The organism is Demequina muriae (assembly GCF_030418295.1).
Taxonomy (GTDB): domain Bacteria; phylum Actinomycetota; class Actinomycetes; order Actinomycetales; family Demequinaceae; genus Demequina; species Demequina muriae.
Genome location: NZ_JAUHQA010000001.1, coordinates 2,565,226 through 2,589,484, shown reverse-complemented (window position 1 = coordinate 2,589,484; position 24,259 = coordinate 2,565,226). Strand labels below are relative to the sequence as shown.

The following is a 24,259-nucleotide window of genomic DNA, read 5'->3' as shown; positions in this document are numbered from 1 at the left end:
CTCTCTGCGATTCAGCGAGAGACGGCGTCGTACGCGCCGGCGAGCAGCGCGGGGTCCGGACCCTCGAGACGCACGGGGTTGCCGATGCCCTGCAGGATCACGAACCGGAGCATGTCGCCACGAGTCTTCTTGTCGCGCTTCATGGCGGTGAGCAGCGCGTCCCACCGGTGACCCGGATAGGTCACGGGAAGGCCCAGGCCCGTGAGGATGCTGCGGTGCCTGTCGACGGCAGCGTCGTCGAGCTTGCCCGCGAGCCGCGCGAGCTCCGCGACGAAAACCATCCCCACGGAGACCGCCGCGCCGTGGCGCCACTGGTAGCGCTCTGTGTATTCGATCGCGTGGCCGAAGGTGTGGCCGTAGTTCAGGATCTCGCGCAGGTGCGACTCCTTGAGGTCCGCCGCCACCACGTCGGCCTTCACGCGAATCTTGCGGGCGATGAGTTCCTCGAGTACCTCCATCGCGTGCTCGTCGAGCTCGGGCGCGATGAGCGCGGGCGTCTCGGCCTCGACGATCTCGAGAATCCGGGTGTCGCGGATGAACCCGCCCTTGACCACCTCGGCCAGGCCCGCGACGCGGTCGTTGGCGGGCAACGTCCGCAGAAAGTCGGTGTCGCACCACACGGCAGAAGGCTCGTGGAAGGCGCCCACGAGGTTCTTGCCCTCCGTGGTGTTGATTCCCGTCTTGCCACCCACGGCGGCGTCGACCATGGCGAGCACGGTGGTGGGGATCTGCACCACGGCGACGCCGCGCAGCCAGGTGGCGGCCACGAACCCGGCGAGGTCGGTGACCGCTCCCCCACCCATGCCCATCACCACGTCGGAACGCGTGAAGTCGGAACTTCCCAGGACGCGCCAGCAGAAGGCGGCGACCTCCGCGGTCTTGCCCTCCTCCGCGTCGGGCACCTCGGCGAGCACCGGGGTACGGCCGGTCGCCTCGATCAGGCCCTTCAGCTCGTCGGCGCGATCGCGCAGCGGCGCCGAGTGCACCACGAGCACGCGCACGGCGCCCTCGGGCAGCGAATCGACGGCGGCGGGCAGGAGGCCGCGACCGACCGTGACGTCATAGGGCGCGGCGGTGGCGACGGTCACGACTGCAGTCAACGGTGATCCTCCAGAGCGGCGATAGCATGGGCGACCTGGTCGGGGTTGAGGTCGTCGGTGAGCACCGTGGAGGTGGCAAGGCGCTCGTAGATGGGACGTCGCGCGTCCATCAGTGCCTTCCATTGCTGCCGCGGGTTGGTCGCGAGCAGCGGCCGCGCCCGGTTGAGGCCCACGCGCGGTGCTGCCTTCGCAAGCGACACGTCGAGGAACACGACCTGGGCGCCGTCGACGGCTGAGCGCTCGAGGAGCGCCTGGGTGTCGGGATCCAGGATGGCGCCGCCACCGAGCGACAGAACGCCATCGTGCTCGGCCAGCGCGGTCGCGACCGCGCTCTTCTCCAGCGCGCGGAACGCGGCCTCGCCGTCGTCGAAGAACACATCGGGAATGGACTTGCCTGCGCGCTCCGCGACATCGACGTCGGTGTCACGCCAGGCGATCGACAGCAGTCGCGCCACACGCTTGCCCACGGAGGACTTGCCCGAGCCGGGCGGTCCGATGAGCACGATGCGCGGAACCGCCATCAGCGCAGGTGCTCGGGAATGGCGGCCTGGTAGCCCTCGATGTTGCGGCGCACCTCACCCACGGAGTCGCCGCCGAACTTCTCGAGCAGAGCGTCGGCGAGCGTCAGGGCGACCATGGCCTGGGCGACGACGGCGGCCGGCGCGACGGCACAGACGTCGCTGCGCTGGTGGATGGCCTTCGCCGCCTCGCCGGACTCCGTGTCGATCGTGTCGAGCGCACGGGGCACGGTGCTGATGGGCTTCATCGCCGCGCTCACGCGCAGCGGCTCGCCATTGGTCATGCCACCCTCGAGCCCGCCGGCGCGGTTGGTGCGCCGGGTGACGCCGCCGTCGCGGTACTCGATCTCATCGTGCGCCTGCGAGCCGCGTCGCGAGGCCGTGCGGAATCCGTCCCCGACCTCGACGCCCTTGATCGCCTGAATGCCCATCAGCGCACCTGCGAGGCGCGAGTCGAGGCGGCGGTCCCAGTGGACGTGGCTGCCGAGCCCCACCGGAACGCCGTAGGCCACGACCTCCACGACTCCGCCAAGGGTGTCACCGTCGCTCTGGCACTGGTCGATCTCGGCAACCATGCGCGCCGAGGTCTCCGGGTGGTAGCAGCGGATCGGATCCTCGTCCAACTGAGGGGTCGCATCGGCCGGGGGCAGCGGGGCGCCCTCGGGTACGCTCACCGGACCCACCTGCGTCGTGTGAGCCACGAGCCTGATGCCGGCCGCCTGCTCAAGGAACTTCTCGGCGACAAGGCCGAGGGCCACGCGGGCTGCGGTCTCGCGGGCCGATGCCCGTTCGAGCACCGGCCGCGCGTCGTCGAAGTCGTACTTGGTCATGCCCACCAGGTCGGCGTGACCGGGGCGCGGGCGCGTGAGCGCCGCGGCCCGAGCGCCGGTGAGCTCGCTCGCATCCACGGGATCCGCGCTCATGACGGTCTCCCACTTGGGCCATTCCGTGTTGCCCACCATGATCGCGACCGGACCGCCCTGCGAGATGCCGTGGCGGACGCCGCCCAGCAACGTCACCTGGTCCTTCTCGAAGGACATCCGGGCACCACGGCCGTACCCCAGTCGTCGGCGTGCCAACGCCTCCTGGACGTCGGCGCTGGTGAATTCCACCCCCGCTGGCAGTCCCTCGAGGGTGCCCACCAGGGCCGGTCCGTGTGATTCGCCTGCGGTGAGCCATCTGAGCATGGCTGTCATTGTGCCAGAGGTGACGGGGCTCGCTCTCACGGCCGGCTCCGCCGACACCAGAGGGGGCCAGGCGTCAAGCCCGGCCTCCTCCGACGTGGTACTGCGATCAGTTGGCGCCTGGCTGCTCGGGAGCGTCGTCGATGCCCTCGAACGGCGATCCGCCTCCAATAGATGCATCCTCAAGTGTCGCTTCATCAATGATGGTCGGGTCAGCGAAAAACATGTACACGAACCCGGTGACCGTGACCAGGACGTCACCATCGTTCGCGTCGCTGACACCAGCGATCGTTGCCGAGGACTCGGGTCGCGCTTCATGCGAAACGTCGTAGATCTGGAAGAGCGGGTCCTCGGGATCGCTGATCTGAGCGAAGAAGTCCACCATCTCGCCTGGAGCACCGGCGAGAGTCATAGAGAGCGACACCGCTGAGATGCCTTCCGTGGCGGTTTCGGCGTCCGCGACCGGAGTGACAGGAGCGGCGTACTCCTCCCCCGCTCCGACATTGACCGGCCCAGTCTGGAACAGCGTGGCGATCTGGGTGGACACCAATGAACCCGGTTGTTGCGGCCACCCCTCGATCAGCGTCTCAGGGCCCTGGGTGTAAGACCCGATTTCCAATCCCGAACTCTTCACGGCTTCGTCAAGGCGCGCGCGGAAGGCCGGCATGTCCCATGCGGTCGGTGCATTGAGAGCGAGTGACGGCGCCAAGTCCGGCAACGAGTCGAGGGTCTCCTGGTAATTGTCCAGGCCCGCCGAGGTGGCTTCGATCAGCTCGATGTTGGTACGGACCTCGTCTGCCTGTGTCGCCAAGGTGCCGGTCTCGTCAATCTGAGGCTTGATGGCGAGGAACCACCCCAGCACTCCGAGGATGAGGATCGCGACGACGGTCAGCGCAACGACGGGCGCGTACTTGGAGTTCAGCATCTCAGCCCTCCTCGGCAGTGGCGGTGGGTGACGCCACCGGTGACGGCGTGGGGCTCGGGCTAGGCGCGGGGCCTCCCTCAGCGATCCGTGCAGGGTCCAGCCCCGCGATGCCCTCGTCGGGCACGACGCGCCCCGTCAGACGAAGGTCCGTGACGACCGCGCTGCCGGTCACAGCCCAATAGGTGTCGCCGCGGTCGGTCACGTACTGCTCGGCTGTGCCGCGGGCCTTGGCGATCCCCGGGACGGCCTCAATACGAGCGATCAGTTCCGTGGCCTCGGCGAACGAACTCGTCTGCGCCTCAAACTCCGCGCTGCCTACGCCGCCACCGTAGAACCCCTCCTGCGGCGACCCGAGGCCCAAGGCACTCGGACCGATGAAGTGAAGGAGATTGAAGCTCGACTCGTCGTTGGCAGTCGCGAGCACTGCAGCGGACAGCTGGCCATAGTCGATCTCGCCATAACCCACCTGGGCAAGTGTGTACTCCTGCTGCTCTCGCAGCACAGCGTTGAAGTACACCATGACCTTCTCATCCCGTTCCTGCAACGCGGTCGTCTGATCGGCTCTGGCGTCATCAAGATCGTTCTGCGCGAGCTGCTTGGCGCCGAGCGAGAGAACGTACCCCAGAACGATGACGCCCAGGGCGATGAGCACCGCGACGAGCGCCGTGACCTGAACGGCGCGCATGGCGCGCTTCTCGGCGAACTCCTTGGGTACGAGGTTGACCTGTGGCAGGCCCGGCGAGCCCACTCTCTTCGCTGTCTCGTTCATGCGACTCCTCCCATCGCAAGGCCGACGACCGTGGCCAACTCGGCCTCACGGCCCCGAAGACTCGCAGCGTCCACCTTCTTGCCCATCGCCGCACCGGCGAACGGGTCCCCGATCATCACGGGAAGGCGGGTGGCGCTTGACAGCGCCTGACCGAAGCCATTGAGGTAGGCGCCCCCGCCCGTCAGCACGATGCGCTCCGCTCCGGCGCCCGGGTTCGAGCTGGCGAAGTACACCAGCGTGTTCCGAATCGACTCCACCAGAGGCCCCATGACGTGGGCCGCCGCATCGGCGACGGGCCGCTGCTCGGGCGCGACATTGGTGTTCATGCCGACCTGGATCTTGAGAGCCTCGGCGTCGACCGACGTGCCCTTGAAGGCGCTGGCGATCGCCTTGGTCGCGTCGATGCCGCCTTGCGGGAGCACCCGCACCAGACGCGGACGTCCGTGCTGGGAGACCACCACCTTGGTGGTGCTCGCACCGACGTCGACGAGGGCCACGTTCGCGTTCATCAGCTCGCCGCGACATCCCGACCGCCACAGGGCGAAGGCCGTGTGGTCCACGTGAGCCAGGCCCACCCCGGTGCCGTCCATGGCGCTGAAGATGCCACGCACCAGTTCTCGCGGCGCCGCCACCAGCAGCCCCCGGAGCAGCGGCCCCGAGGGAGATTCGATGTCCTGGGTGGGATAGAAGTCGAGAAGAGCATCGTCGATCGACATGGGCAGTGATTCCTGGACATGGAAGGCCAGGGAGGCCCGCACCTTGTCGATCGGCTGCGCAGGCACATCGACCTCGCGCACCATCACGCTCGGGTGACCGATGGCGATGGTGGTCTTCTTCGCGTTCACCTTGGCCGCGTTCACGGCGTCCTTCACCACCGCGGCGAACGTTCCCGGCTCCTCGACGGCGCCGTCACGAATCACGCCCACCGGAATGGGTCGTTCCGCATACGCGGTGAGCGTTGCGCCGTCGCGTGGATCGTTGCCTCCACGCATCTCCACCTCGGCGACTCGCACCGAGGTCGCACCGATGTCGATCGCGACTGACCTAGTGGCCACGCGGCACCTCCCTTGTTGGTCCACGTCGCCTATCGGCACGTGCTCTCTTCGACTCAAGTCTCATGTGAGACCCATCACTTCCAGGTACCACTGCCCCACCGGTGCTCCGACGATCACGCCGGTCCAGGCGCCCAGGAGCATCCACGGGCCGAAGGGAATCGTGACGCCCCGCCCGCGCCGCTGCGCAATCATGACACCCACGCCGACGAGCGACCCCCACACGAACGCGGAGAATCCGCCGACCGCCAGCTGCGCCCATCCGAGGCTGCCCAGCAGCGCTCCCAGCACCGGCGCCAACTTGACGTCGCCGAAGCCCATCCCGCGCGGGTACGCCAGAAACGCCGCAAGGTAGAACGCGCCCAGCGCTGCGGCTCCCACCGCAGCACGCACGATCACGCCGATGTCCCCGTTGGCGACCGCCAGTGCCACGATGCAGATCACCGCCAGGGCGGCGAAGGGCAGCACGATCCGGTCGGGCAGGCGCCGCGTCTCGAGGTCGACAGCAGCCAGCACGATCGAGAAGAAGGCGAGGACCAGCAACAACGGGAGCGTCCAGGACAGGCCCGTCGCCCATGCGATGACTCCGAACAGCACGGCAGTGACCGCCTCGATGGCGGGATACCGGCCGCTGATGGGAGCCGAGCAGTCCGCGCACCGGCCGCGGAGCCACAGCCACCCGATCACCGGAATGTTGTGCTGGGGCCGGATCGGCGAGCCGCACTGGGGGCACGCGCTCGGGGGCGAGACGATCGACTCGCCACGGGGCACGCGATGGATCACCACATTCGCGAACGACCCCAGGGCGAGTCCCAGCAGCACGCATACAGCAATCAGCACGTTCTCCATCGACGGTGAGTACGCCTGCTAGTCGTGAAGATCGAACCGTGCCAGGAGCGACATGTCCGCAACTGAACTGGGGTCGACCGACGAATCCGCCAGTGACGGGACGGGCATTTGGTCCATCTTGAGTTCTGTCGCATTCGGCAGGTTGACCTGGCCGGCATAGATCTGGCCGGTGAAGGGTTCGGATCCGCCACCGAGGTCGGTGCCATTGCTCCAGTTGAAGGTGCACGGGGTGTACCAGAGCAGATTGACGCTCCACACCTTGAGCTTGTCAACCGTGATGTTGCCAGCGGGGCTCGTGCAGGTGGGCCGCGTCTGCCCCGTCCCGCCTACGGGGTTCCACGTCACTCCGGGGGCATCGCCAGGCACGATCCAGTGAATGTCCCGTCGGACCGAGAGGTCGTCGCTGTAGACCTTGTGGAGGTTCTGCGTGTAGAAGCCAGTGTTGGAGACCATGGCGACGTCGCTGTGCACATTGAGCTGGTCGTTGCTGTTGAAGTACACCGGCGCCGTGCAGTTCTCGAAGATCACCAGGCGCGGAACGTCGTTCACTCCCGAGGGATCGTTGTCGGTGGTGAGGATGTTCTTCGGTGCATTTCCGGTGCACTGATTGTCGTAGCGCTCTACCGCATACCCCGCGGCCTGCCACAGCAGGATGTCCGTCTCGGACATGGTCAACCTCGGCATCTGCTCACGAGGCGGGGGCTGAATGTTGGCGGGGTAGCCGACGGAGGCGGGGAAGGCTTCCGCTGGGTTCGGCACGCCCGGGAAGCTGCTCGGGCTGTTAGGGGTGACGGTGCCCGTGACGGTCACCCGAGACGTGTCGATCGTGCCACCCGCCCGTGCGTATCCGCCGATGGTGTTTCCGTTGTTCTGCCCGTTGATGTTGCCAGCAGTCGAGACCGCGTCGCGCCCCACGGCAGACCCATTCTGAAGGCCAATGTCGCCCCTCGCATACGCGCTGCCGCCGATGGTTCCCTGGTTGTCGAGAGCGATCGCTCCCGTACGCGCGAACGCGGTGCGCAGGATGCCGCCGCCGCCAGACTGGCGGCCCGCATTGAAGATGCCACCGTTGGTCAACGCCGACCCACCGATGTACGAGTTGCTGTTGTCGAGCCGAATCCCCCAGGTGTCGGAGGATGCGGCGTAGACGTTGCCGGTCACCGAGCTCTGGGACGACAGCGAGACCTTCCCCGAGGCCCACACCGAGTTGCCGATCTCGCACGTGTTCTCAATGACCACATCGCCTTGCGCGGCATAGATGGATCCGCCCGCGTCAACCTGGGTGCGACACGTGACCCCGCCGTTCGAGTACACGTGTGCATCGTTCTCACCGGGTTCGCTCTCATACAGTTTCGAGTTGTTGGTGATGATTGTCGATCCCTCGGAGAAGATCGCCTTGTCCAAGGCGACCTCCGGCGGGATCGGCATCAGCGTCGCAACCGCTGTCCTCGTGACGGGTTCGCCGCTGGGGATGAGCGCCGTGGTGGTCGCTGTCGATTCGATCCGCAACGCCTGGGTCATGTCACCCGGCTGCGGGCACCCGACCGGCATGATCACGCCGCCGCGGTCGACGGTGTAGAGCGTCGTGACGTCGACCTCGTCGTTGTTGAGCGTAAACGAGTCGCCGCACACGGTCCCGAGCTCGTCGTACTGCAGCCCCTCAAGCATTTCAAGAGTGAGGTCGATGCCCGCATCGGCGCTCTGAAGAGCACCCAGGCGTTCCCGCGTCTCGAGCGTGGACGTCGTGTTGTAGACGGTCACCATTGCGAGGGTCGCCGTCAGCACCGCGCCTACCAGCATGATTCCCATGACGAGCACCATTGCGGCGCCCGCATCTCTGTCGTCCGATCGCGACCGGTTCCGGTCAAGAGTCTTCATCATGAGCATCCCATCGTGATGTCGCTCTGCCTGAGCGCGATCGACTTGTCGAGAACCACGGGGTCCCGCCCCTCGATTGTGGCCGCCTCGAGTGAAAGCGAGATGAGCCCGCCCTTGGCGTAAGTCTGGTCGGCGGGACCGAACACACGTCCGCTCCCCACTGCGGACATGCCGTCGCGGCTCACCGGCCACGTGGCGGTAGCGGTGCTGAGCGCTCCGGGGCTGCTCGCGGCAAGCGCCGCGGACGTTCCGGCCTGTGAGGTGGTCCGTCTCAGCGCGCCGGCAGCTTCGTCGACGTAATAGCCGACGCATCGGTCTAGGTTGTCGGCTCCTGCCGTCGCCACGCGCGTACGCATCACGAGCAGGTCGCCGGAATGCGAGACATTCGCCCAGCCGGCATTGCGCAGGTCCCTCTCGAGCTCTGCGAAGGTCACCTGCGCGGTATTATTCGCATCCGCCATCGCGGTGACATCGCGCTGCACCGTGAGCATCTGGATGAACAGCGTGGCAGCGATGCCCATGATGAGGATGAGCAACACGGAGTACACGATGAGTTCCACGAGAGTGAATCCGTCGTCGTCACGATCGTTGCGCCGCCTCATCACGCCTCCGGATCGAACTTGACGAAGATGTCCGTCGTGGTCTCAGCCACGGGGTTGGTGAAGTTCGGGTCGGTGGTGGTCACGGTCACCGTCACGGTCGCAAGTGTCGGGTCGTCGTGAGGGTCGCCGGACTGAACGCACGTGACGGCGCCAGTCAACTGCATGGTGACGCCCCGCCCATCGGCGAACGTCTCCACCGGTGTGATGGCGTCGGACACATTGACGCAGTCTCCTGTGGTGGCAGCGCTGCGAGCCCGCTCGATTCGCTCGGTGACGTACTCGGCGGCCGATGCGCGAGTGGTGTTCTCGGCGACGGTGGTCAGCGCAGTGATCAGCAACGAAAGGATGGCCATCATCAGGATGGCGAGCACGAGCATGGAGATCATGATCTCTGTCAGCCCGAAGCCCTCGTCGTCCGAGTCCCTGCCCATCGCCATCACCACCCCTCGCCGTCTCACTCTAGTTGCCCGCCTGCTACCTGCCTAGATGCGGGTGTGGGGCCCGGGCCGCAGCCCGGGCCCCACACACCATTGCTTGCCTGCGCTACTTACGAGCAGGTCGTGTTCTCGAACAGCTCACCGTTCGCGTTGATCGACCAGGTGCTCACGTCGCCACCTGAAACGGTCGCACCGATGCAGAAGCCGGTGGACGCAATGGTGATCGAAGACGATGCCAGCGAGACGCCAGGCGAGGTGGTGAAGCCCGAGATGTCCACGGTGGTCGCGGTCGGAGCGTCGACGAGCTCGGATGCGACCTCAATCTGTGCGTTCTTGAGGTCGGACTTGGCCGCCGAGTCCTTGGCCTTGGCCTGCTGGTTCAGGTACAGCGGGATGGCGATCGCGGCGAGGATGCCGATGATGATGATGACGACGAGGAGCTCGACGAGGGTGAAGCCACCCTCGTTCTCGCGCTCTTCGAGGCGCTTCTGAATGCGAGCAATCATGGTGATGCCTTTCGTTTCTCTGCTATCTGGTTTCACTACCGTGTGACGGTTGTCTCACGGTCCTGGTCGCGCCCCTGAAGGGTGGCCCGGATATCGCCCGGGCGCGCGGCCACGTCTATGGAGTTATCGCAGGTGGATCGGTTACCCGATGAGGTCGAAGACCTTGAAGATCGGCATATAAAGGGCAATTACCATGCCGCCGATCATTCCCCCCAGCACCGCGATCATGATGGGCTCGATGAGGGAGGTCAACTGCTCTGTGGTGGATTCCACTTCCTGATCGTAGAAGTCCGCGATCTTGTCGAGCATCTCGTCGAGTGCACCCGTGTCCTCGCCCACCGCGATCATCTGCACGACCATCGGAGGAAAGACCGGGTGCTGAGCCAATGGCCTGGCAAGCGACTCACCCTTGCGCACGGATTGACCCACGGCACGCGTCGCGTCCTCGATGACGATGTTGCCCGAGGCCTGCCCCACGATGTCGAGCGCCTGCAGGATCGGCACGCCCGAGCGGATCATCGATCCGAAGTTGCGCGAGAAGCGTGCCACGGCGATCTTCTGCACGAGGGATCCGAAGACTGGCGCCTTCAAGAACAGCGGCTGGTACTTGCGGCGGATGTTCTCCTTGTGCTTGTTCTTCCCCCACCACACCGAGAGCGCGATGATGCCGATCACCAGGGGCACCGCTCCGACCTTGAGAATGTTGGACATGTAGACCAAGATCTGCGTCGCAAACGGGAGGTCGCCACCCAGGTTGTCGAACATGTCCGCGAACACCGGCACGATGAAGATCAGCATCGCAGCGGTGGCCAGAATGGCGATGAAGAACACCACCACGGGGTACGTCATCGCGGACTTGATCTTGCCGCGCAGCTTGACCTCGTTCTCGAAGTTCTGGGCGATGGACACCAGCACCTCGTCGAGGAATCCGCCCACCTCGCCAGCCTTGACCATGTTGATCATGATGGGTGGGAAGGTCTGGGGGTGGCGGCTCAGCGACTTCGAGAACGACTGTCCGGTCTCGACGTCCCCGCGGACCTCCGCCACCACCTTCTGGAGCGGCTTGCTCTCCGTCTGCTCCGCCAGGATCGTCAGTGACCTCAGCAGCGACAATCCTGCGGAGATCATGGTCGCGAGCTGGCGCGACAGGATCGCGATGTCCTTGAGGGTGATCTTCTCCCCGAGTCCGGGGATGGAGATCTCCGAATTCAGACCCTTGCCGCCCGATTCCGTGACCGACAGCGGCGTCAGGCCCTTCTCTCGCAGACGGCTCGCGACAGCGGCGCTGGAGGGCGCCTCCATCGTTGCCTTGTGCTCCTTGCCCTGCAGGTCACGGGCGGTGAACTCGAACTGCTTGGTCGCGGTGGCCATCGCTGCGCTCCCCTAGTGTCGCTCGGGGCTGGCGCGCCCGCAGAGCCGGTTGAATTCTTCGAAGGAATGGCACATCTCCACGGCGTCGTCGTACTCGACGGTGCCGTCCTTCACCAACTGGGCGAGGTGCTGGTCCATGGCCTGCATGCCCAGCGAGGCGCCGGCCTGCATCGCGGTGTGGATCTGATGCGTCTTGCCCTCGCGGATGAGGTTGCGGATCGCCGGGGTGGCGACGAGCACCTCGACGGCGACGGCCCGACCGGGCGTGCCCGCGCGAGGCAGCAGCGCCTGGCACAGCACGCCCTGGATCGCCGTCGCGAGCTGCGTGCGCACCTGGCCCTGCTGCTCGGAGGGGAACACATCGATCACGCGGTCGATGGTCTGCGCCGCATCCTGGGTGTGCAGCGTCGCGAACACCAGGTGACCGGTCTCGGCCGCCGTGAGCGCCACCTGGATGGTCTCCAGGTCGCGGAGCTCGCCGATCAGGATGATGTCCGGGTCCTGGCGCAGCACATGCTTGAGCGCCCGCTGGAAGGACTTGGTGTCCGAGCCGACCTCGCGCTGGTTCACCAGGCTGCGCTTGTGGCGATGGAGGAACTCGATGGGGTCCTCGACCGTCATGATGTGGCCGCTGCGCGAGCGGTTGGCGAGGTCGACGAGCGATGCCAGCGTGGTGGACTTGCCGGATCCCGTGGGTCCCGTCACCAGCACCAGTCCGCGTGAGAGGTTCGCGAAGTTCGAGACCGCCTGCGGGATGCCCAGCGCCTCGAGCGGCTTGATCTCGTAGGGAATCACGCGGAACGCGGCGCCGACGGACTCGCGCTGGCGGTACAGATTCACACGGAAGCGCGCCTCGCCGACGAGCGCGTAGGAGAAGTCGAGCTCGAGCTCCTCTTCGAACTTCTCCCGCTGTGCCTGCGTCAGAATCTGGTACAGCGTGCGCTGCAGGCTGTCCTTGGTGAGCTTGGGGAACCCCTCGAGGGGCGTGAGGGAGCCGTCCACCCGCACCATCGGCTGCGCGCCCGTGGTGACGTGAAGGTCGGACGCACCGAGCTTGAGCATGCCACGCAGGGCTTCGGCGATGTCGAGGTCGTCGTCGTGCGCCTCCTGGCTCATGCCGATGCGCGACGAGCCCGCAGGCTGACCTGCACGCTGCTGCGGAGCACGCGGCGGAGCCTGGCCCGCAGCGCCGGGAGCCATTCCCGGCCGTTGCTGCTGCGCAGGCGGCTGGCCCGCCGTCATGGGTGTGCGCTGGGGCGCAGGCTGGCCCTGCTGCAGCGGAACGCCGCCCGAGACGGGCATCTGTCCTGAGGTCGGACGCTGCGCGGGCGCCAGCGGCGGCGGGGTCTGCGCGCTGGGCTGCGCCTGCTGGAAGTGATCCTGCGGCACCACCGGCGGGCGCGGAGGCTGACCCTGTGGTGCCTGGCCCTGCGGCGAGTACGCCGGCCTGGCCTGTGGCGCGAGGTTGGGAGCAGGAGCCGACGGCGCGGCCTGGGCCGACTGCGCATACGAGGGAGTGCTCGGCGCTCCCGGTCCCGCCTGCGGCGGGCTCGCCGGCGGCGTAGCCGGCTGCTGCGGACGCTGCGGAGGCGTCTCCTCAGGCATGAACGACGTCATCTTTGCTTCCCCTCACGCCGAGCGCAGGTGCGCCGGCTTTCGGTCGTGCCACCGGTATCGGCGCTTCGACCCACGAACTCAAGCCTGCATCGGTCACTGTGACGACCAGGACTACTTGACGACACGCAGCAGCTCCTCCACCGACGTGGTGCCCTCGAGCACCTTCGCCCATCCGTCCATCAGCAGGCTCTCCATGCCGTGGGAGCGCGCCATGCGGGTGATCTCGGCGGACGATGCCCGCGCGACTGCGAGCCGCTCGATGTCCTCGTCGACCACCATCACCTCGTGCAGGGCGACTCGACCGCGGTACCCCGTGTTCGAGCAGCGCTGGCAGCCCTCGGGTCGGTACACGACCGGCGCCGGAGTGCCAGGAACCCACTCGACGCTCGTCGGAATCTCGGCCTCGTCCATCTGGTACTCGACCGCGCAGTTGTGGCACAGCCGGCGCGCAAGCCGCTGGGCCACGACGCAGTCGATCGCCGAGCCCACGAGGAACGGCTCGATATCCATCTCGATGAGCCGCGTGAGCGCGGAGGGCGCGTCGTTGGTGTGCAGGGTCGACAGCACGAGGTGACCCGTGAGCGCCGCCTCGATGGCGATCTGCGCGGTCTCGTGGTCGCGGATCTCTCCCACCAGGACCACGTCGGGGTCGGCACGCAGGATCGAGCGCAGCGCAGAGGCGAACGTGAGCCCGGCCTTGGGGTTCACCTGTACCTGATTGATCCCCGGGATGCGGTACTCGACCGGGTCCTCGACCGTGATGACGTTGATCTCGGGACGGGTGATCTGGTTCAGCGTCGCGTACAGCGTGGTGGACTTTCCCGAACCCGTGGGTCCGGTCACCAGGATCATCCCGTAGGGCTTGGTGAAGGTGCGCGCGTAGGCCTCGTAGTTCTTCTCGCGGATGCCCAGGTCCTCGAGGTCCAGCGTCGCCGTCGAGTTGTCGAGGATACGCATGACGACCTTCTCGCCCCACACGGTGGGCAGGGTCGCGACGCGCAGGTCGATCTTGCGGCCCTGGTGGTTCACGGACAGCCGACCGTCCTGAGGCTTGCGGCGCTCGGCGATGTCGATGTCGGACATGATCTTGAGACGGCTCGTCACGCCGTTCGCGATGGCCTTCGACGCGTGCTGCATCTCGTGGAGCACGCCGTCGATCCGGTACCGCACGCGCAGGTCCTTCTCGGTGGGCTCGATGTGGATGTCAGAGGCGCGGTCCTGCACCGCCTGGCTGATGAGCAGGTTCACGAACCGGACGATCGGGGCGTCGTCCTCGGAGGCGGATCCCGCGAGCATGTCCTCGTCGAGGTTGACCTCGTTCTCGGACAGCTCCTCCTGCAGGTCCTCGAGCTCGGCATCCGACCGGCAGTACCGGTCGATCGCGCCCGTGACGTCGTCGTGGGCAGCGACCACAGGAGTGACGGCCATGCCGGTGATCGTGCGGAAGTCGTCGACCGCCACCACATTGCCGGGATTGGACATCGCGACGCGCAGCAGCCCGTCGACGATGGCGATCGGGAGGGCGTTGTGTCGCCGGCAGACGGCGGCCGGCACCATCGCCACGGCCGCGTGATCCACGGGGTACTCGCCGAGCTCCACGAACTCCATGCCCACCTGGCTGGCGAGCGCGCGCACCAGCTGGCCCTCGGAGATCATGCCAAGTTCCACCAGCGTGCGGCCCAGGGACTGGCCGCGCGCCTGCTGCTCGTCGATCGCGTCCAGCAACTGTTCCTCAGTCAGGACGCCATCTTCGAGCAGGATCGATCCAAGCTGCTTCACTGAATCCCTCACCCCTCGATGCTTGCGCGCTGTGCGCAAACTAACATCGGCACGGGCTTGAGAGCATCACCGTGTTGTACATCTCACTCGGGGTCCGTCAACCGCGGTGAACGGCCCCATCCAACGCGGAGCCCATGGCGTCGAGCGGCGCCTCCCGGCCGGTCATGAGTCGCACCTGCTCCCCTGCCTGGTGAAGCAGCATCCGGGTGCCGCGCACGAACGTTCCACCCGCCTGCTCCCACGCGATACCCAGCGGGGTGTCCAGAGGCGAGTACACCGCGTCGAGCAGCACGGCCCCGTCATGCAGCGGGCGCCCCGCCTCGGCGAGCGCATGCGCCAAGCCCTCCCCCGCATCGGCCGGAACCGTGGACACCACGGCGACTGCCCGCTCAAGGTAGGACGGGGCATCCTCGAAGGAGACGAACCGGGGCTCGACCCCCATCTTGGTGGCGGCGCGCATCAGCGCGCCGGCTCGGGCCCGGGACCGCACCACGACGATGGGCCGGGTGACGCCGATGCGTCCCAGCGCCGCCAGCGCCGACGTCGCCGTCGCTCCCCCGCCCACGACGACTCCCGCATCGGCCCGCTCGACACCGCCCTCACGCAGCGCGGCGACGATGCCGTGCACGTCGGTGTTGGCCCCCACGAGCTGCCGACCATCGGCGACGGGCTGCACCAGCACGGTGTTGATGGCGCCGACCAGCTTGGCCATGGGCTCCACGAAGTCGACCAGCTGCGTGGCCGCGATCTTGAGCGGCATCGTCAACGACAGCCCGCTCCACCGCCCGTCGAGCGCGCTGATGAACGCCGGGAGCTGCTCCTCGGTCACGTCGTGGGCGTCGTACTCCCAGTCCAGGCCGAGTGCCTCGTACGCGGCGCGATGCAGCAGCGGCGACAGCGAGTGCTCGATCGGATGACCGAGCACGCCGGCGCGGCGGATCGCACCGCTGCCGACGCTAGTCGGTGGCACCCTCTGCGTCCTCGGCCTCGGCCGCCTTGGCCTGCGCCCACTCCTGGAGGAGCGCCACGTTGTCCTGGTGCTCGTCGAACGTCTCCGCATACCGGGTCTCGCCCGTATCGGTGTTGACCGTCACGAAGAACAGGAAGTCGTGCTGGGCCGGGTCAGCGGCCGCCTTGATGGCCGCCTCACCCGGTGCGGCGATGGGCGACGGCGGCAGGCCCGTGTACATGTACGTGTTGTAAGGATCGTCGATCGCGCGCTCCTCGGACGACGTGAACACGCCCTCCGACGGGCTGATGTACTTCACCGTCGAGTCCATCTCGAGCCGCATGTCGATGTCCAGGCGGTTGTAGATGACGCCACCCACCATGGGACGGTCCTCCTCGAGGCGCGCCTCGCGCTCGATGATCGAGGCCACCGTCATGACCTCCATCCAGCGGTCCTGCTCCACGCCGTTGCGCTCGAGCACGTTGACCGTCGCCTCGATCATCTCGGCGAGGATGTCCGCCGGCTGAGCGTCGGGCGTGAACGTGTAGGTCGCGGGGAACAGCCAGCCCTCGAGGATGCCGTCGGCCTCCTCGGGCAGCCCCAGTGCGTCGGTGTCCTCGGCGACCGCCTCGATGTCGGACTTGGAGTAGTCCGTGAGGTTGGCGATGGCCTCGAAGTACGAATCGACGGTGCGGCCCTCGGGGATGGTGATGGTGAGCTCGTTCTTGTTTCCCGGGTCCAGCAGCGCCAGGAGCGCGAACTCGGCCTTCATCTCGCGCTGCAGGAAGTAGTAGCCGGGCGTGATTCTGCCGGCGTCCGCGCTGGCGTTCGCCTCGCGGATGAAGGACTCGGGGGAAGCGACCACGCCTGACTCGAACAGCGTCTGCGCGATGTCCGCGCCTGTGTCGCCCTGTTCGACGACCACCTGCACCACGCCCTGGCCGGCACCCTCGTAGTCGGCGATCTCGGTGGACTCGCTCTCGAAGCTGCCCAGGAAGTTGTACGCGATCGATCCGCCGATCGCGAGCACGACGAGCGCGACCGCGGACACCACGAGGGTCCACTTCTGACGCGTCTGGCGTCGCTTCTGTCGCTGCAGTCGCCGCATGTCGAGCGACGTGGTCGTCGTCTCGGTCTGGGCGTGGAAGAGGTCAGTCATCATTCCCCTTAGGGTCCGGCTCGTAGGTCACCCTATCGAGGTTCCCCTGTCGTTCGATATCCAACGCGCTCTCCAGGATCACGACGGCGGCCGCCTGGTCGACGACCTGACGCTGCTGACGCGAGTTCCTGCCCGCTTGACGCATGGCGTGCTGCGCTGTCGCGGTCGAGAACCGCTCGTCCACCAAACGAACCACCGCGTCGCAGCGTTCCGCCAGGGCGGCGGCGAACTCGTGGGCGAACGCCGCGCTTGCGCCGTCCTTGCCCGAGAGCTTGCGGGGCAGCCCCACGTAGACGCGGGCGACCGCGCGCTCATCCACGATCGCCGCCACCTGGTCGACGTCGCCATCGCCCCTGGTCACCGTGGTGACGGGGAAGGCCATCAGCCCGTCCGGGTCCGATGCCGCGATGCCGATGCGGACCGTGCCCACGTCGACGCCGAGCCGCACTCCCCTGTCCACGAGCTCGCCGAACCTAGCGGGAGGCCACCGCGTCGCGCACCGCGACGAGAGCATCGGGAATCTTGGACGCATCCTGGCCGCCGCCCTGGGCGAGGTCCGGCTTGCCCCCGCCCCCGCCTCCCAGCGCGGCCGATGCGGCCTTGACGAGGTCGCCGGCGCGCACGCCGGCGTCGCGGGCTGCCTGGTTGGTCGCGATCACGATCTGCGGCCGGCCGTTGATGGCGGCCGATGCGGCGACGACGGTGGGCTCGGACTCGCCCAGTCGCGCGCGCACATCCGTCACCAGCGTGCGGAGGTCATCCCCGTCCGCCGCCGTCGTGGACTCGTGCGCCACGAGGCGGATTCCCGCGACGTCGTCCGCGGTGCCCACCAGCTGCGCCGCCACCTGCTGCATCGCCTGCTGGCGGTACTGCGACAGCTGCTTCTCGGCGTCGCTCAGGCGCGTCAGCAGTGCGCCGATGCGGTCGGTGAGCTCCTCGGGGCGCGCCTTGAGCGTGGTGCTCAGCTCGCTGACGATCGACCGCTCGGCCGCGAGGTTCTGGAACGCGTCCGCGCCCACCAGGGCCTCGATGCGGCGAGCGCCCGATCCGACCGAGCCCTCGGACGTCACGCTGAGCAGGCCGATCTGCGCCGAGTTGTCGACGTGGGTGCCCGCGCACAGTTCGCGCGAGAACGGACCTCCGATCTCGACCACGCGCACGCGGTCGCCGTACTTCTCGCCGAACAGCGCCATGGCGCCCAGGCTGCGCGCCTCGTCCAGGCTCATCACCTGCGTGCCGACGGGCAGCTCCTCGCGGATGGCGCGGTTGGCGATGCCCTCGATCTCTTCGCGGGCGCTGTGCGAGATGCCCTGACGCCACGCGAAGTCCAGGCGCATGTAGCCGGGCTTGTTGTACGAGCCCGCCTGAGTCGCTTCGTTGCCCAGCACCTCGTGGAGCGCCGCATGGATCAGATGCGTCGCGGAGTGAGCCTTGGAGGCGAGGCGACGGTTGACAGGGTCGACCTCGGCAGAGACCTGGTCCCCGACGGCGATCTCGCCCTCGTCGACCGTGACGGTGTGCACGATGACATCGGCGACGGGCTTCTGCACGTCGATCACAGTGAGGGTCGCGTTGGCGCCGCGGATCTCGCCGGTGTCGGCGTCCTGGCCGCCCGACTCCGGGTAGAACGGGGTCTGCGCGAGGATGACCTCGACCGTGTCCCCCGTGGTCGCGACCGGCACGGAGACGCCGTCCTTGATCACCGAGACCACGGTGCTCACGAGCGCGAGCTCATCATAGCCACGGAACGTCGTGGGGGTCTGGGCGCCCACCGCCTGGTAGACGCTGACGTCCGCGTGCCCGCCCTTCTTGGCCTTCGCATCGGCCCGCGCACGGTCGCGCTGCTCGGCCATGAGCGAGCGGAAGCCGGCCTCATCGACGCTCACGCCCTGCTCGGCCGCCATCTCGAGGGTGAGGTCGATGGGGAATCCGTAGGTGTCGTGGAGCTGGAACGCGTCCTTGCCGGAGAGCGCGGAGGTGCCGGCGGTCTTCGCCTTCGCCACCGCGGTGTCCAGCATCGTGGTGCCCTGCGTGAGGGTGCGGCGGAACGACTCCTCCTCGGAGCCCGCGATGCCCGTGATGCGGTCGATCGAGCCGGAGAGCTCGGGGTACGAGGCGCTCATGGCGCGGTAGGACGTGTCCATCAGGATGGTCAGCGACGGGTCCTCGACGCCCAGCAGACGCATCGCCCGCACGGTGCGGCGCAGCAGGCGGCGAAGCACGTAGCCACGGCCCTCGTTGCCGGGCACCACGCCGTCGTGCATCAGCATCATGGCCGAGCGCACGTGGTCGGCGATGACGCGCATGCGGACGTCGTCCTCGCCGTTCGCCTTGTACTGGCGGCCGGACAGCTCCTGGGCCTTCTCGATGACGGGGAACACCTCATCGATCTCGTACATGTTCGACACGCCCTGCTTGAGGAACGCGATGCGCTCCAGGCCGGCGCCGGTGTCGATCGCCTTCTGGTCCAGCTCGCGGATCAGCGGGTAGTCCTTGCCGGAGCCGGGGCCACGCAGGAACTGGTCGAAGACCAGGTTCCAGATCTCGAGGTAACGGTCGCCGATCTCGTCGGTCCAGCCCGCCGCGCCTGACGCAGGGTCATAGTCGGGGCCGAACTCGGGGCCGCGGTCCACGTGCCACTCGGCGCACGGTCCGGCAGGCCCGGGCTGGCCGGTGTCCCAGAAGATCTCCTCGCGGGGAAGCTTGACGATGCGCTCGGCGGGGAGTCCCACCTCGAGCAGCGCGGCCTCAGCCTCGTCGTCCTGCTCCCAGATGGTGACCCACAGGGTCTCGGGGTCGAAGCCGTACCGGCCCTCGTCCTCTGAGCCGGTGAGCAGCTCCCAGGCCATCTCGATCGCGCCCTGCTTGAAGTAGTCGCCGAACGAGAAGTTGCCCAGCATCTGGAAGAACGTGCCGTGGCGGGTGGTCTTGCCCACCTCTTCGATGTCCTTGGTGCGGATGCACTTCTGGACAGACGCAACGCGTGGGTGGGCGGAGGTCTGGCTCCCGATGATGTACGGGATGAACGGGACCATGCCTGCGACGGTGAACAGCAGGCTGGGGTCAGGAGAGACGAGCGATGCGCTGGGGGCGATGTGGTGGCCCTTCGACTCGAAGAAGTCGATCCAGCGCTGGCGAATGTCAGCGGTGCGCATGCTGTCCTCCATGTCCTGCGTTCGCCCGCCTGCTGTGCAGGCGGGGTGAGCGGCGCATCGGCCGCCGCTACTGATACGACAACGCCGCCGGGCCCTGGCGAGTGCCAGGGGCCGGCGGCCGTTGTCATTCGGCTCGCATGAGCCTAGTGCGAATTAACGCGCGTAGAACTCGACGACCAGCTGCACTTCGCAGGTCACGGGGACCTCGGCGCGCTTGGGACGGCGAACCAGCTGAGCCGACAGCTTCTCGAGCTTGACCTCGAGGTAGTCGGGCAGCTCCGGCAGCACATCGCGGTGTGCGCCGGCGGCGGCGGCCATGTAGGGCTCCATCGTGACGGCCTTGGGCTTGACCTGGATGGTCTGGCCCGGCTTCACGCGGAACGACGGGCGGTCGACGATCTTGCCGTCGACCATGATGTGACGGTGCAGCACCGACTGGCGCGCCTGCAGGATGGTGCGGGCGAATCCGGAGCGGAGCACGAGAGCGTCGAGACGCATCTCGAGCAGCTCGACGAAAGCCTCACCGGTCAGACCCGGCTCCTTGCGAGCCTCTTCGAAGACGCGCGTCATCTGCTTCTCGCGGAGACCGTACTGAGCGCGCAGACGCTGCTTCTCGCGCAGACGAACGGCGTAGTCGCTCTCCTTGCGGCGCGCGGTGCGGCCGTGCTCGCCCGGAGGGTAGGGGCGCTTCTCGAAGTGCTTGACGGCCTTGGGGGTCAATGCGAGACCCAAGGCGCGGGACAGGCGCACCTGGCGGCGCGCGCGCTGAACTGAAGTCAAAATAGATCCTTTGGAGTCTGGAGCCGGTGTTGAACGCGCCGAGGCGTGTTCGTCTGCCATACGTTTGTGTGGTCGCGGAGACAGCAGCCAACCGTCCGCGAGGGCTCACCAATACTAACAGAGCACGCGAGCCAGCGCGGTAGTGCGGCCGATGCGGGTGTCACGCGCGCCGTCATGCACCGGTGCCGCGCCCGAGCATCTCGCGAATGCGGGTGAGGCGCTCCGACAGCGTGCGTTCGAAGCCGAACTCGGTGGGTCGGTAGTAGCGCGCGCCCTGGAGCGAATCGGGCAGGTACTCCTGCGCGGCGACGCCGCCAGGAGCGTCGTGCGAGTACTCGTAGCTCGTGCCGTGGCCGAGCCGCTCCGCCCCGGAGTAGTGCGCGTCCCTGAGGTGGGTCGGCACCACACCAGCCTTGCCCGCCTTCACATCCGCGATCGCGGCGTTGATGGCCGCGTACGCCCGGTTCGACTTGGGCGCCGTCGCCAGGTATGCCGTCGCCTCGGCCAGGGGGATGCGTCCCTCCGGCATGCCGATGAAGCTCACGGCGTCCGCGGCGGCCTGCGCGAGCACGAGCGCCTGGGGGTCCGCGAGTCCGACATCCTCCGAGGCGAGGATCACCAGCCGTCGCGCGAGGAATCGCGGGTCCTCCCCCGCCACGATCATGCGCGCCAGATAGTGCAGCGACGCGTCGACGTCCGAGCCGCGCACCGACTTGATGAAGGCGCTGATCACGTCGTAGTGCTGGTCGCCCGACTTGTCGTACGCGACGAGCGCCGAATCCATCGCCCGCTCGGTCAGCTCGCCCGAGATGGTGGGTGGGTCTCCCCCGGCACTCATGGCCGCATCGGCCACCGCTTCGAGAAGAGTCAGAGCCTTGCGCGCATCGGCCCCTGCCACCCGCAGCATGTGGGCACGCGCCTCGGGGGCCAAGGCGACCCGGCCTCCCAGCCCGCGCTCGTCGGCGACCGCGCGGTCGAGCAGCGCGCCGAGGTCGTCGCTCGTGAGGGGCTGCAGCGTCAGCAGCAGCGACCGGGACAGCAGCGGCCCCACCACGGAGAAGCTCGGGTTCTCGGTCGTGGCGCCGATGAGCGTGACCCACCGGTTCTCGACGGCCGGCAGCAGCGCGTCCTGCTGGGTGCGCGTGAAGCGATGGATCTCGTCGATGAACAGCACGGTCTCGCGCTCGCCCGTGGTCACTCGACGTCGCGACGCATCGATCACCGCGCGCACGTCCTTGATGCCCGCCGTGACCGCCGACAGCTCGACGAATGGCCGGTTGCCCGCGACGAGGTACGCGAGGGTCGTCTTGCCCGTGCCAGGCGGACCCCACAGAATCACCGAGGTGGCGGACGATCCCTCCTGCACCAGCCGCCGCAGCGGAGCGCCGTCCGTCAGCAGGTGAGACTGGCCCACGACCTCGTCGAGCGTGCGGGGGCGCATCCGCACCGCGAGGGGTGCGTTCGGCCCCGCCTCGGGAACGCCCGTGCCGGTGCGCTCAGTCGATTCGAAGAGGTCCATGCCATCAGCGTACGGACTAGTAGGAGGCCCGACCTCTGCCACCCTCTTTGGCGCGATACATCGCCGCATCGGCCGCGCGCAGGAGGTCGTCCGGCTCCTGCCCGGGTGCCGCGATCGCGATGCCGATCGACACGCCCACCTGGTACTGCGAGCCCTGGACCACCAACGGCGCGGTGAAGGCCTCGACGATGCGCTGGGCCGCGGCTTCGGCCTCGACGCGGCCGGCACCTTCGCAGACGACCACGAACTCATCCCCGCCGATGCGCGCCACCGTGTCCTGGCTGCGGATCGTCTCGCGGATGATGCCCGCTGCCGCGATGATCACCGCGTCGCCGGCCCCGTGGCCCTCCGAGTCGTTGATCTGCTTGAAGCTGTCCAGGTCGGCGAAGAGCAGCGCCACCGGGGCGTCCCGCTCCAGGGTGGACATCGCCTGTTCCAGGCGGTCCCCAAGAAGACGGCGGTTCGGAAGCCCGGTCAGAGGATCGTGGAGTGCGACGCGCGCAAGGGCAGATTCGGCGGCTCGCAGGAGTGCGGCGTTGAGATCGTGGCGGATCTCAGACGCCTCCAGGAGGGCCAGCCGGTCCCACGGCGTCGACTTGCCCGCGACGCTCTCACTCCACGCGGCGAAGGAGGTGCGCGGAGTCAGCGGCGTGACGCGGTTCGCCGACGACTGGTCCCCCAACCATCGGACGGTCGCCACCGTCTCCTTTCTGAACCACGCCAGGTAGTCGCCATCAGCGCCGAAGGGCACCACCAGCACTCCGGCGATGTCAGGCATGAGCGAGTGCAGCCGCGGGTAGTCGACGCTCACCGCGTCCGATACCACCGTCGCCGCCTCCGCTCCAGTGAGCTCAGCGAGGAGCTCAGGCCCGATCATGGCAGCGGGCGCCTCTCCGATCGAGGTCGAGGCCCCGTCGACATGCAGCGTGGCGCCGTCCGCGGGGATCAGGTCGAGCAGCGTGAACTCGCCTTCGATCAACGCGGAGCTCAGGTCGTCGCTCGACTTCACCTGGCGAGCGAGGCTGGCGCGGACCGTGCGGACCGCGTCGATGCGGGTCAGCCGCTCGATCTCTGCCGCCGTGCCCAGCTGCATGGACACCTGACGGGCGAGCACGGCAAATCCCTCCCGCAGCAGGTACGGGAGGCGCCGGGTCGTCCGGTGAGCACAGGTGATCATGCCGATGAGCGCATCACCGTGCACCAGGGACAGCGAGATGGTCGATACCTGGCCCATGTTCCTCATGAATTGCACGTGGTCAGGCGACACGCTGCGCAGTTCCGCATGACCGAGGTCGAGCGGCTGGCCGGTCAGCGGGTTGAGGGCTGGCGCCAGTGGTGCTGGCGGCGCGTCGTCGAGCACGATCGCGCGAGTGAGCTTGGAGACGTACAGCTGGCGGGCCTGAGCGGGAATGTCCGACGCTGGGAAGTGCAGACCCAGATACGGCTCCATGCCGTCCTCCAGGTCCTCCGCGACGACCTCCCCATGCCCGTCCGGGTGGAATCTGTAGACCACCACGCGGTCATACCCCGTCAGGTGACGGAGCTCGATGGCGGTCTGCGCGTAGATCTCGGGCACCGTCGCCGCGGCGCTCAACCGGTGGATCGCGGCGTGCACGGTCGCGGCCGAATACTCACCGGCGAGTTCGGGCTCGAACTCTACGATGCCCACCCCGTCGGCCTCGTGGATGATCACGTCGAAGCGTCGCCCATCGATCTGCGCTGCGACGGGGTTGGCGGCGAGACCCCGGTGCTGCACGATCGCCAGACAACGCTCCACGACATCCTGCCCTGCGAGGTCGGCCACACGGGCGCCGATGAGCGCGTCAGTGTCGACACCGAGGACGTCGATGGCGTTCTCCGACGCCTGCAGCACCGTGAAGGTCGCCAGGTCGACGCTCAGCAGTGCGCCGTACGACTGAATGGCCCCGGGGACGCGAATGCGCTCGCGCGCACAGGTCTCGAGGCGAAGTCGCTCGTCGGCACTGGTCGTCACACCTGCGAGGACGTTCCGGGGCGTCTCACTGACGGGGCTCGCGACCCGCGGGCCGCTTGCGGACTCGTCGTCGTCGCGGTCGTCCCGCTCGGAGACGGTTGCGCTGGTCATGGGGTC

At 67.7% G+C, this 24,259-nt stretch carries 21 protein-coding genes; all 21 read right to left on the bottom strand.

The window, feature by feature from the left end; genetic code table 11:
- Positions 1–11: 11 nt before the first annotated feature.
- Positions 12–1,100 carry a 3-dehydroquinate synthase gene (gene aroB, locus QQX02_RS12200; protein WP_301143415.1) on the bottom strand — a complete coding sequence of 363 codons (1,089 nt, stop codon included), beginning with the start codon at positions 1,098–1,100 and terminating at the stop codon, positions 12–14.
- Positions 1,097–1,621, bottom strand: coding sequence for a shikimate kinase (locus QQX02_RS12195; RefSeq protein WP_301143414.1), 525 nt, complete (start codon positions 1,619–1,621; stop codon positions 1,097–1,099). The genes aroB and QQX02_RS12195 overlap by 4 nt, the downstream gene beginning before the upstream one ends.
- Positions 1,621–2,805 carry a chorismate synthase gene (aroC, locus tag QQX02_RS12190; protein ID WP_301143412.1) on the bottom strand — a complete coding sequence of 395 codons (1,185 nt, stop codon included), beginning with the start codon at positions 2,803–2,805 and terminating at the stop codon, positions 1,621–1,623. Before aroC ends, QQX02_RS12195 begins: the two co-directional genes overlap by 1 nt.
- A gap of 106 nt (positions 2,806–2,911) precedes the next feature.
- Positions 2,912–3,727 carry a hypothetical protein gene (locus QQX02_RS12185; RefSeq protein WP_301143411.1) on the bottom strand — a complete coding sequence of 272 codons (816 nt, stop codon included), beginning with the start codon at positions 3,725–3,727 and terminating at the stop codon, positions 2,912–2,914.
- A gap of 1 nt (position 3,728) precedes the next feature.
- Entirely contained in the window at positions 3,729–4,496 is a 768-nt protein-coding gene (locus QQX02_RS12180) for a hypothetical protein (RefSeq protein ID WP_301143410.1), read from the bottom strand.
- On the bottom strand, positions 4,493–5,551 hold the full coding sequence (gene pilM / locus QQX02_RS12175; protein ID WP_301143409.1) for a pilus assembly protein PilM: 1,059 nt from the start codon (positions 5,549–5,551) through the stop codon (positions 4,493–4,495). Before pilM ends, QQX02_RS12180 begins: the two co-directional genes overlap by 4 nt.
- A 60-nt stretch (positions 5,552–5,611) precedes the next feature.
- Complete coding sequence (locus QQX02_RS12170) at positions 5,612–6,397, bottom strand: prepilin peptidase (protein WP_301143408.1); 786 nt, start codon at positions 6,395–6,397, stop codon at positions 5,612–5,614.
- Between the two features lie 18 nt (positions 6,398–6,415).
- Entirely contained in the window at positions 6,416–8,206 is a 1,791-nt protein-coding gene (locus tag QQX02_RS12165; protein WP_301143406.1) for a hypothetical protein, read from the bottom strand.
- Between the two features lie 68 nt (positions 8,207–8,274).
- Positions 8,275–8,877 carry a PilW family protein gene (locus tag QQX02_RS12160; protein ID WP_301143405.1) on the bottom strand — a complete coding sequence of 201 codons (603 nt, stop codon included), beginning with the start codon at positions 8,875–8,877 and terminating at the stop codon, positions 8,275–8,277.
- Positions 8,877–9,308: a PilV family protein gene (locus QQX02_RS12155; RefSeq protein WP_301143404.1), complete on the bottom strand. Its 432-nt coding sequence runs from the start codon at positions 9,306–9,308 to the stop codon at positions 8,877–8,879. Before QQX02_RS12155 ends, QQX02_RS12160 begins: the two co-directional genes overlap by 1 nt.
- 116 nt (positions 9,309–9,424) lie before the next feature.
- Positions 9,425–9,820, bottom strand: a complete 396-nt coding sequence (locus tag QQX02_RS12150; protein ID WP_301143402.1) for a prepilin-type N-terminal cleavage/methylation domain-containing protein — start codon at positions 9,818–9,820, stop codon at positions 9,425–9,427.
- 141 nt (positions 9,821–9,961) lie between these two features.
- A complete protein-coding gene (locus QQX02_RS12145) occupies positions 9,962–11,191 on the bottom strand; it encodes a type II secretion system F family protein (protein WP_301143400.1) in 1,230 nt (409 codons plus the stop codon).
- 12 nt (positions 11,192–11,203) lie between these two features.
- Positions 11,204–12,808 (bottom strand): type IV pilus twitching motility protein PilT, encoded by a 1,605-nt coding sequence (locus QQX02_RS12140; protein WP_301143399.1) that lies wholly within the window; start codon positions 12,806–12,808, stop codon positions 11,204–11,206.
- 111 nt (positions 12,809–12,919) lie between these two features.
- Positions 12,920–14,587, bottom strand: coding sequence for a GspE/PulE family protein (locus QQX02_RS12135; RefSeq protein WP_301143749.1), 1,668 nt, complete (start codon positions 14,585–14,587; stop codon positions 12,920–12,922).
- A 97-nt stretch (positions 14,588–14,684) separates the two neighbouring features.
- A complete protein-coding gene (locus tag QQX02_RS12130; RefSeq protein ID WP_301143398.1) occupies positions 14,685–15,557 on the bottom strand; it encodes a shikimate dehydrogenase in 873 nt (290 codons plus the stop codon).
- Positions 15,544–16,695: an endolytic transglycosylase MltG gene (mltG, locus tag QQX02_RS12125; protein ID WP_301143397.1), complete on the bottom strand. Its 1,152-nt coding sequence runs from the start codon at positions 16,693–16,695 to the stop codon at positions 15,544–15,546. Before mltG ends, QQX02_RS12130 begins: the two co-directional genes overlap by 14 nt.
- Positions 16,688–17,155 (bottom strand): Holliday junction resolvase RuvX, encoded by a 468-nt coding sequence (gene ruvX, locus QQX02_RS12120; protein WP_301143396.1) that lies wholly within the window; start codon positions 17,153–17,155, stop codon positions 16,688–16,690. Before ruvX ends, mltG begins: the two co-directional genes overlap by 8 nt.
- Positions 17,156–17,168: 13 nt before the next feature.
- Entirely contained in the window at positions 17,169–19,850 is a 2,682-nt protein-coding gene (alaS, locus tag QQX02_RS12115) for an alanine--tRNA ligase (protein ID WP_301143394.1), read from the bottom strand.
- A 153-nt stretch (positions 19,851–20,003) separates the two neighbouring features.
- Positions 20,004–20,630, bottom strand: coding sequence for a 30S ribosomal protein S4 (gene rpsD, locus QQX02_RS12110; RefSeq protein WP_301143393.1), 627 nt, complete (start codon positions 20,628–20,630; stop codon positions 20,004–20,006).
- Between the two features lie 172 nt (positions 20,631–20,802).
- Positions 20,803–22,149 (bottom strand): replication-associated recombination protein A, encoded by a 1,347-nt coding sequence (locus tag QQX02_RS12105; protein WP_301143392.1) that lies wholly within the window; start codon positions 22,147–22,149, stop codon positions 20,803–20,805.
- A 16-nt stretch (positions 22,150–22,165) separates the two neighbouring features.
- Positions 22,166–24,253, bottom strand: coding sequence for a bifunctional diguanylate cyclase/phosphodiesterase (locus QQX02_RS12100; RefSeq protein ID WP_301143390.1), 2,088 nt, complete (start codon positions 24,251–24,253; stop codon positions 22,166–22,168).
- Positions 24,254–24,259: the final 6 nt, after the last annotated feature.

Bases quoted from the DNA above. Each gene is read 5' to 3' on its own strand.
- QQX02_RS12195 (WP_301143414.1), bottom strand. From the start codon at position 1,621: ATGGCGGTTCCGCGCATCGTGCTCATCGGACCGCCCGGCTCGGGCAAG.
- aroC (WP_301143412.1), bottom strand. From the start codon at position 2,805: ATGCTCAGATGGCTCACCGCAGGCGAATCACACGGACCGGCCCTGGTG.
- QQX02_RS12185 (WP_301143411.1), bottom strand. From the start codon at position 3,727: ATGCTGAACTCCAAGTACGCGCCCGTCGTTGCGCTGACCGTCGTCGCG.
- QQX02_RS12180 (WP_301143410.1), bottom strand. From the start codon at position 4,496: ATGAACGAGACAGCGAAGAGAGTGGGCTCGCCGGGCCTGCCACAGGTC.
- QQX02_RS12170 (WP_301143408.1), bottom strand. From the start codon at position 6,397: ATGGAGAACGTGCTGATTGCTGTATGCGTGCTGCTGGGACTCGCCCTG.
- QQX02_RS12165 (WP_301143406.1), bottom strand. From the start codon at position 8,206: ATGGGAATCATGCTGGTAGGCGCGGTGCTGACGGCGACCCTCGCAATG.
- QQX02_RS12160 (WP_301143405.1), bottom strand. From the start codon at position 8,877: ATGAGGCGGCGCAACGATCGTGACGACGACGGATTCACTCTCGTGGAA.
- QQX02_RS12155 (WP_301143404.1), bottom strand. From the start codon at position 9,308: ATGGGCAGGGACTCGGACGACGAGGGCTTCGGGCTGACAGAGATCATG.
- QQX02_RS12150 (WP_301143402.1), bottom strand. From the start codon at position 9,820: ATGATTGCTCGCATTCAGAAGCGCCTCGAAGAGCGCGAGAACGAGGGT.
- QQX02_RS12145 (WP_301143400.1), bottom strand. From the start codon at position 11,191: ATGGCCACCGCGACCAAGCAGTTCGAGTTCACCGCCCGTGACCTGCAG.
- QQX02_RS12140 (WP_301143399.1), bottom strand. From the start codon at position 12,808: ATGACGTCGTTCATGCCTGAGGAGACGCCTCCGCAGCGTCCGCAGCAG.
- mltG (WP_301143397.1), bottom strand. From the start codon at position 16,695: ATGACTGACCTCTTCCACGCCCAGACCGAGACGACGACCACGTCGCTC.
- alaS (WP_301143394.1), bottom strand. From the start codon at position 19,850: ATGCGCACCGCTGACATTCGCCAGCGCTGGATCGACTTCTTCGAGTCG.
- QQX02_RS12105 (WP_301143392.1), bottom strand. From the start codon at position 22,149: ATGGACCTCTTCGAATCGACTGAGCGCACCGGCACGGGCGTTCCCGAG.
- QQX02_RS12100 (WP_301143390.1), bottom strand. From the start codon at position 24,253: ATGACCAGCGCAACCGTCTCCGAGCGGGACGACCGCGACGACGACGAG.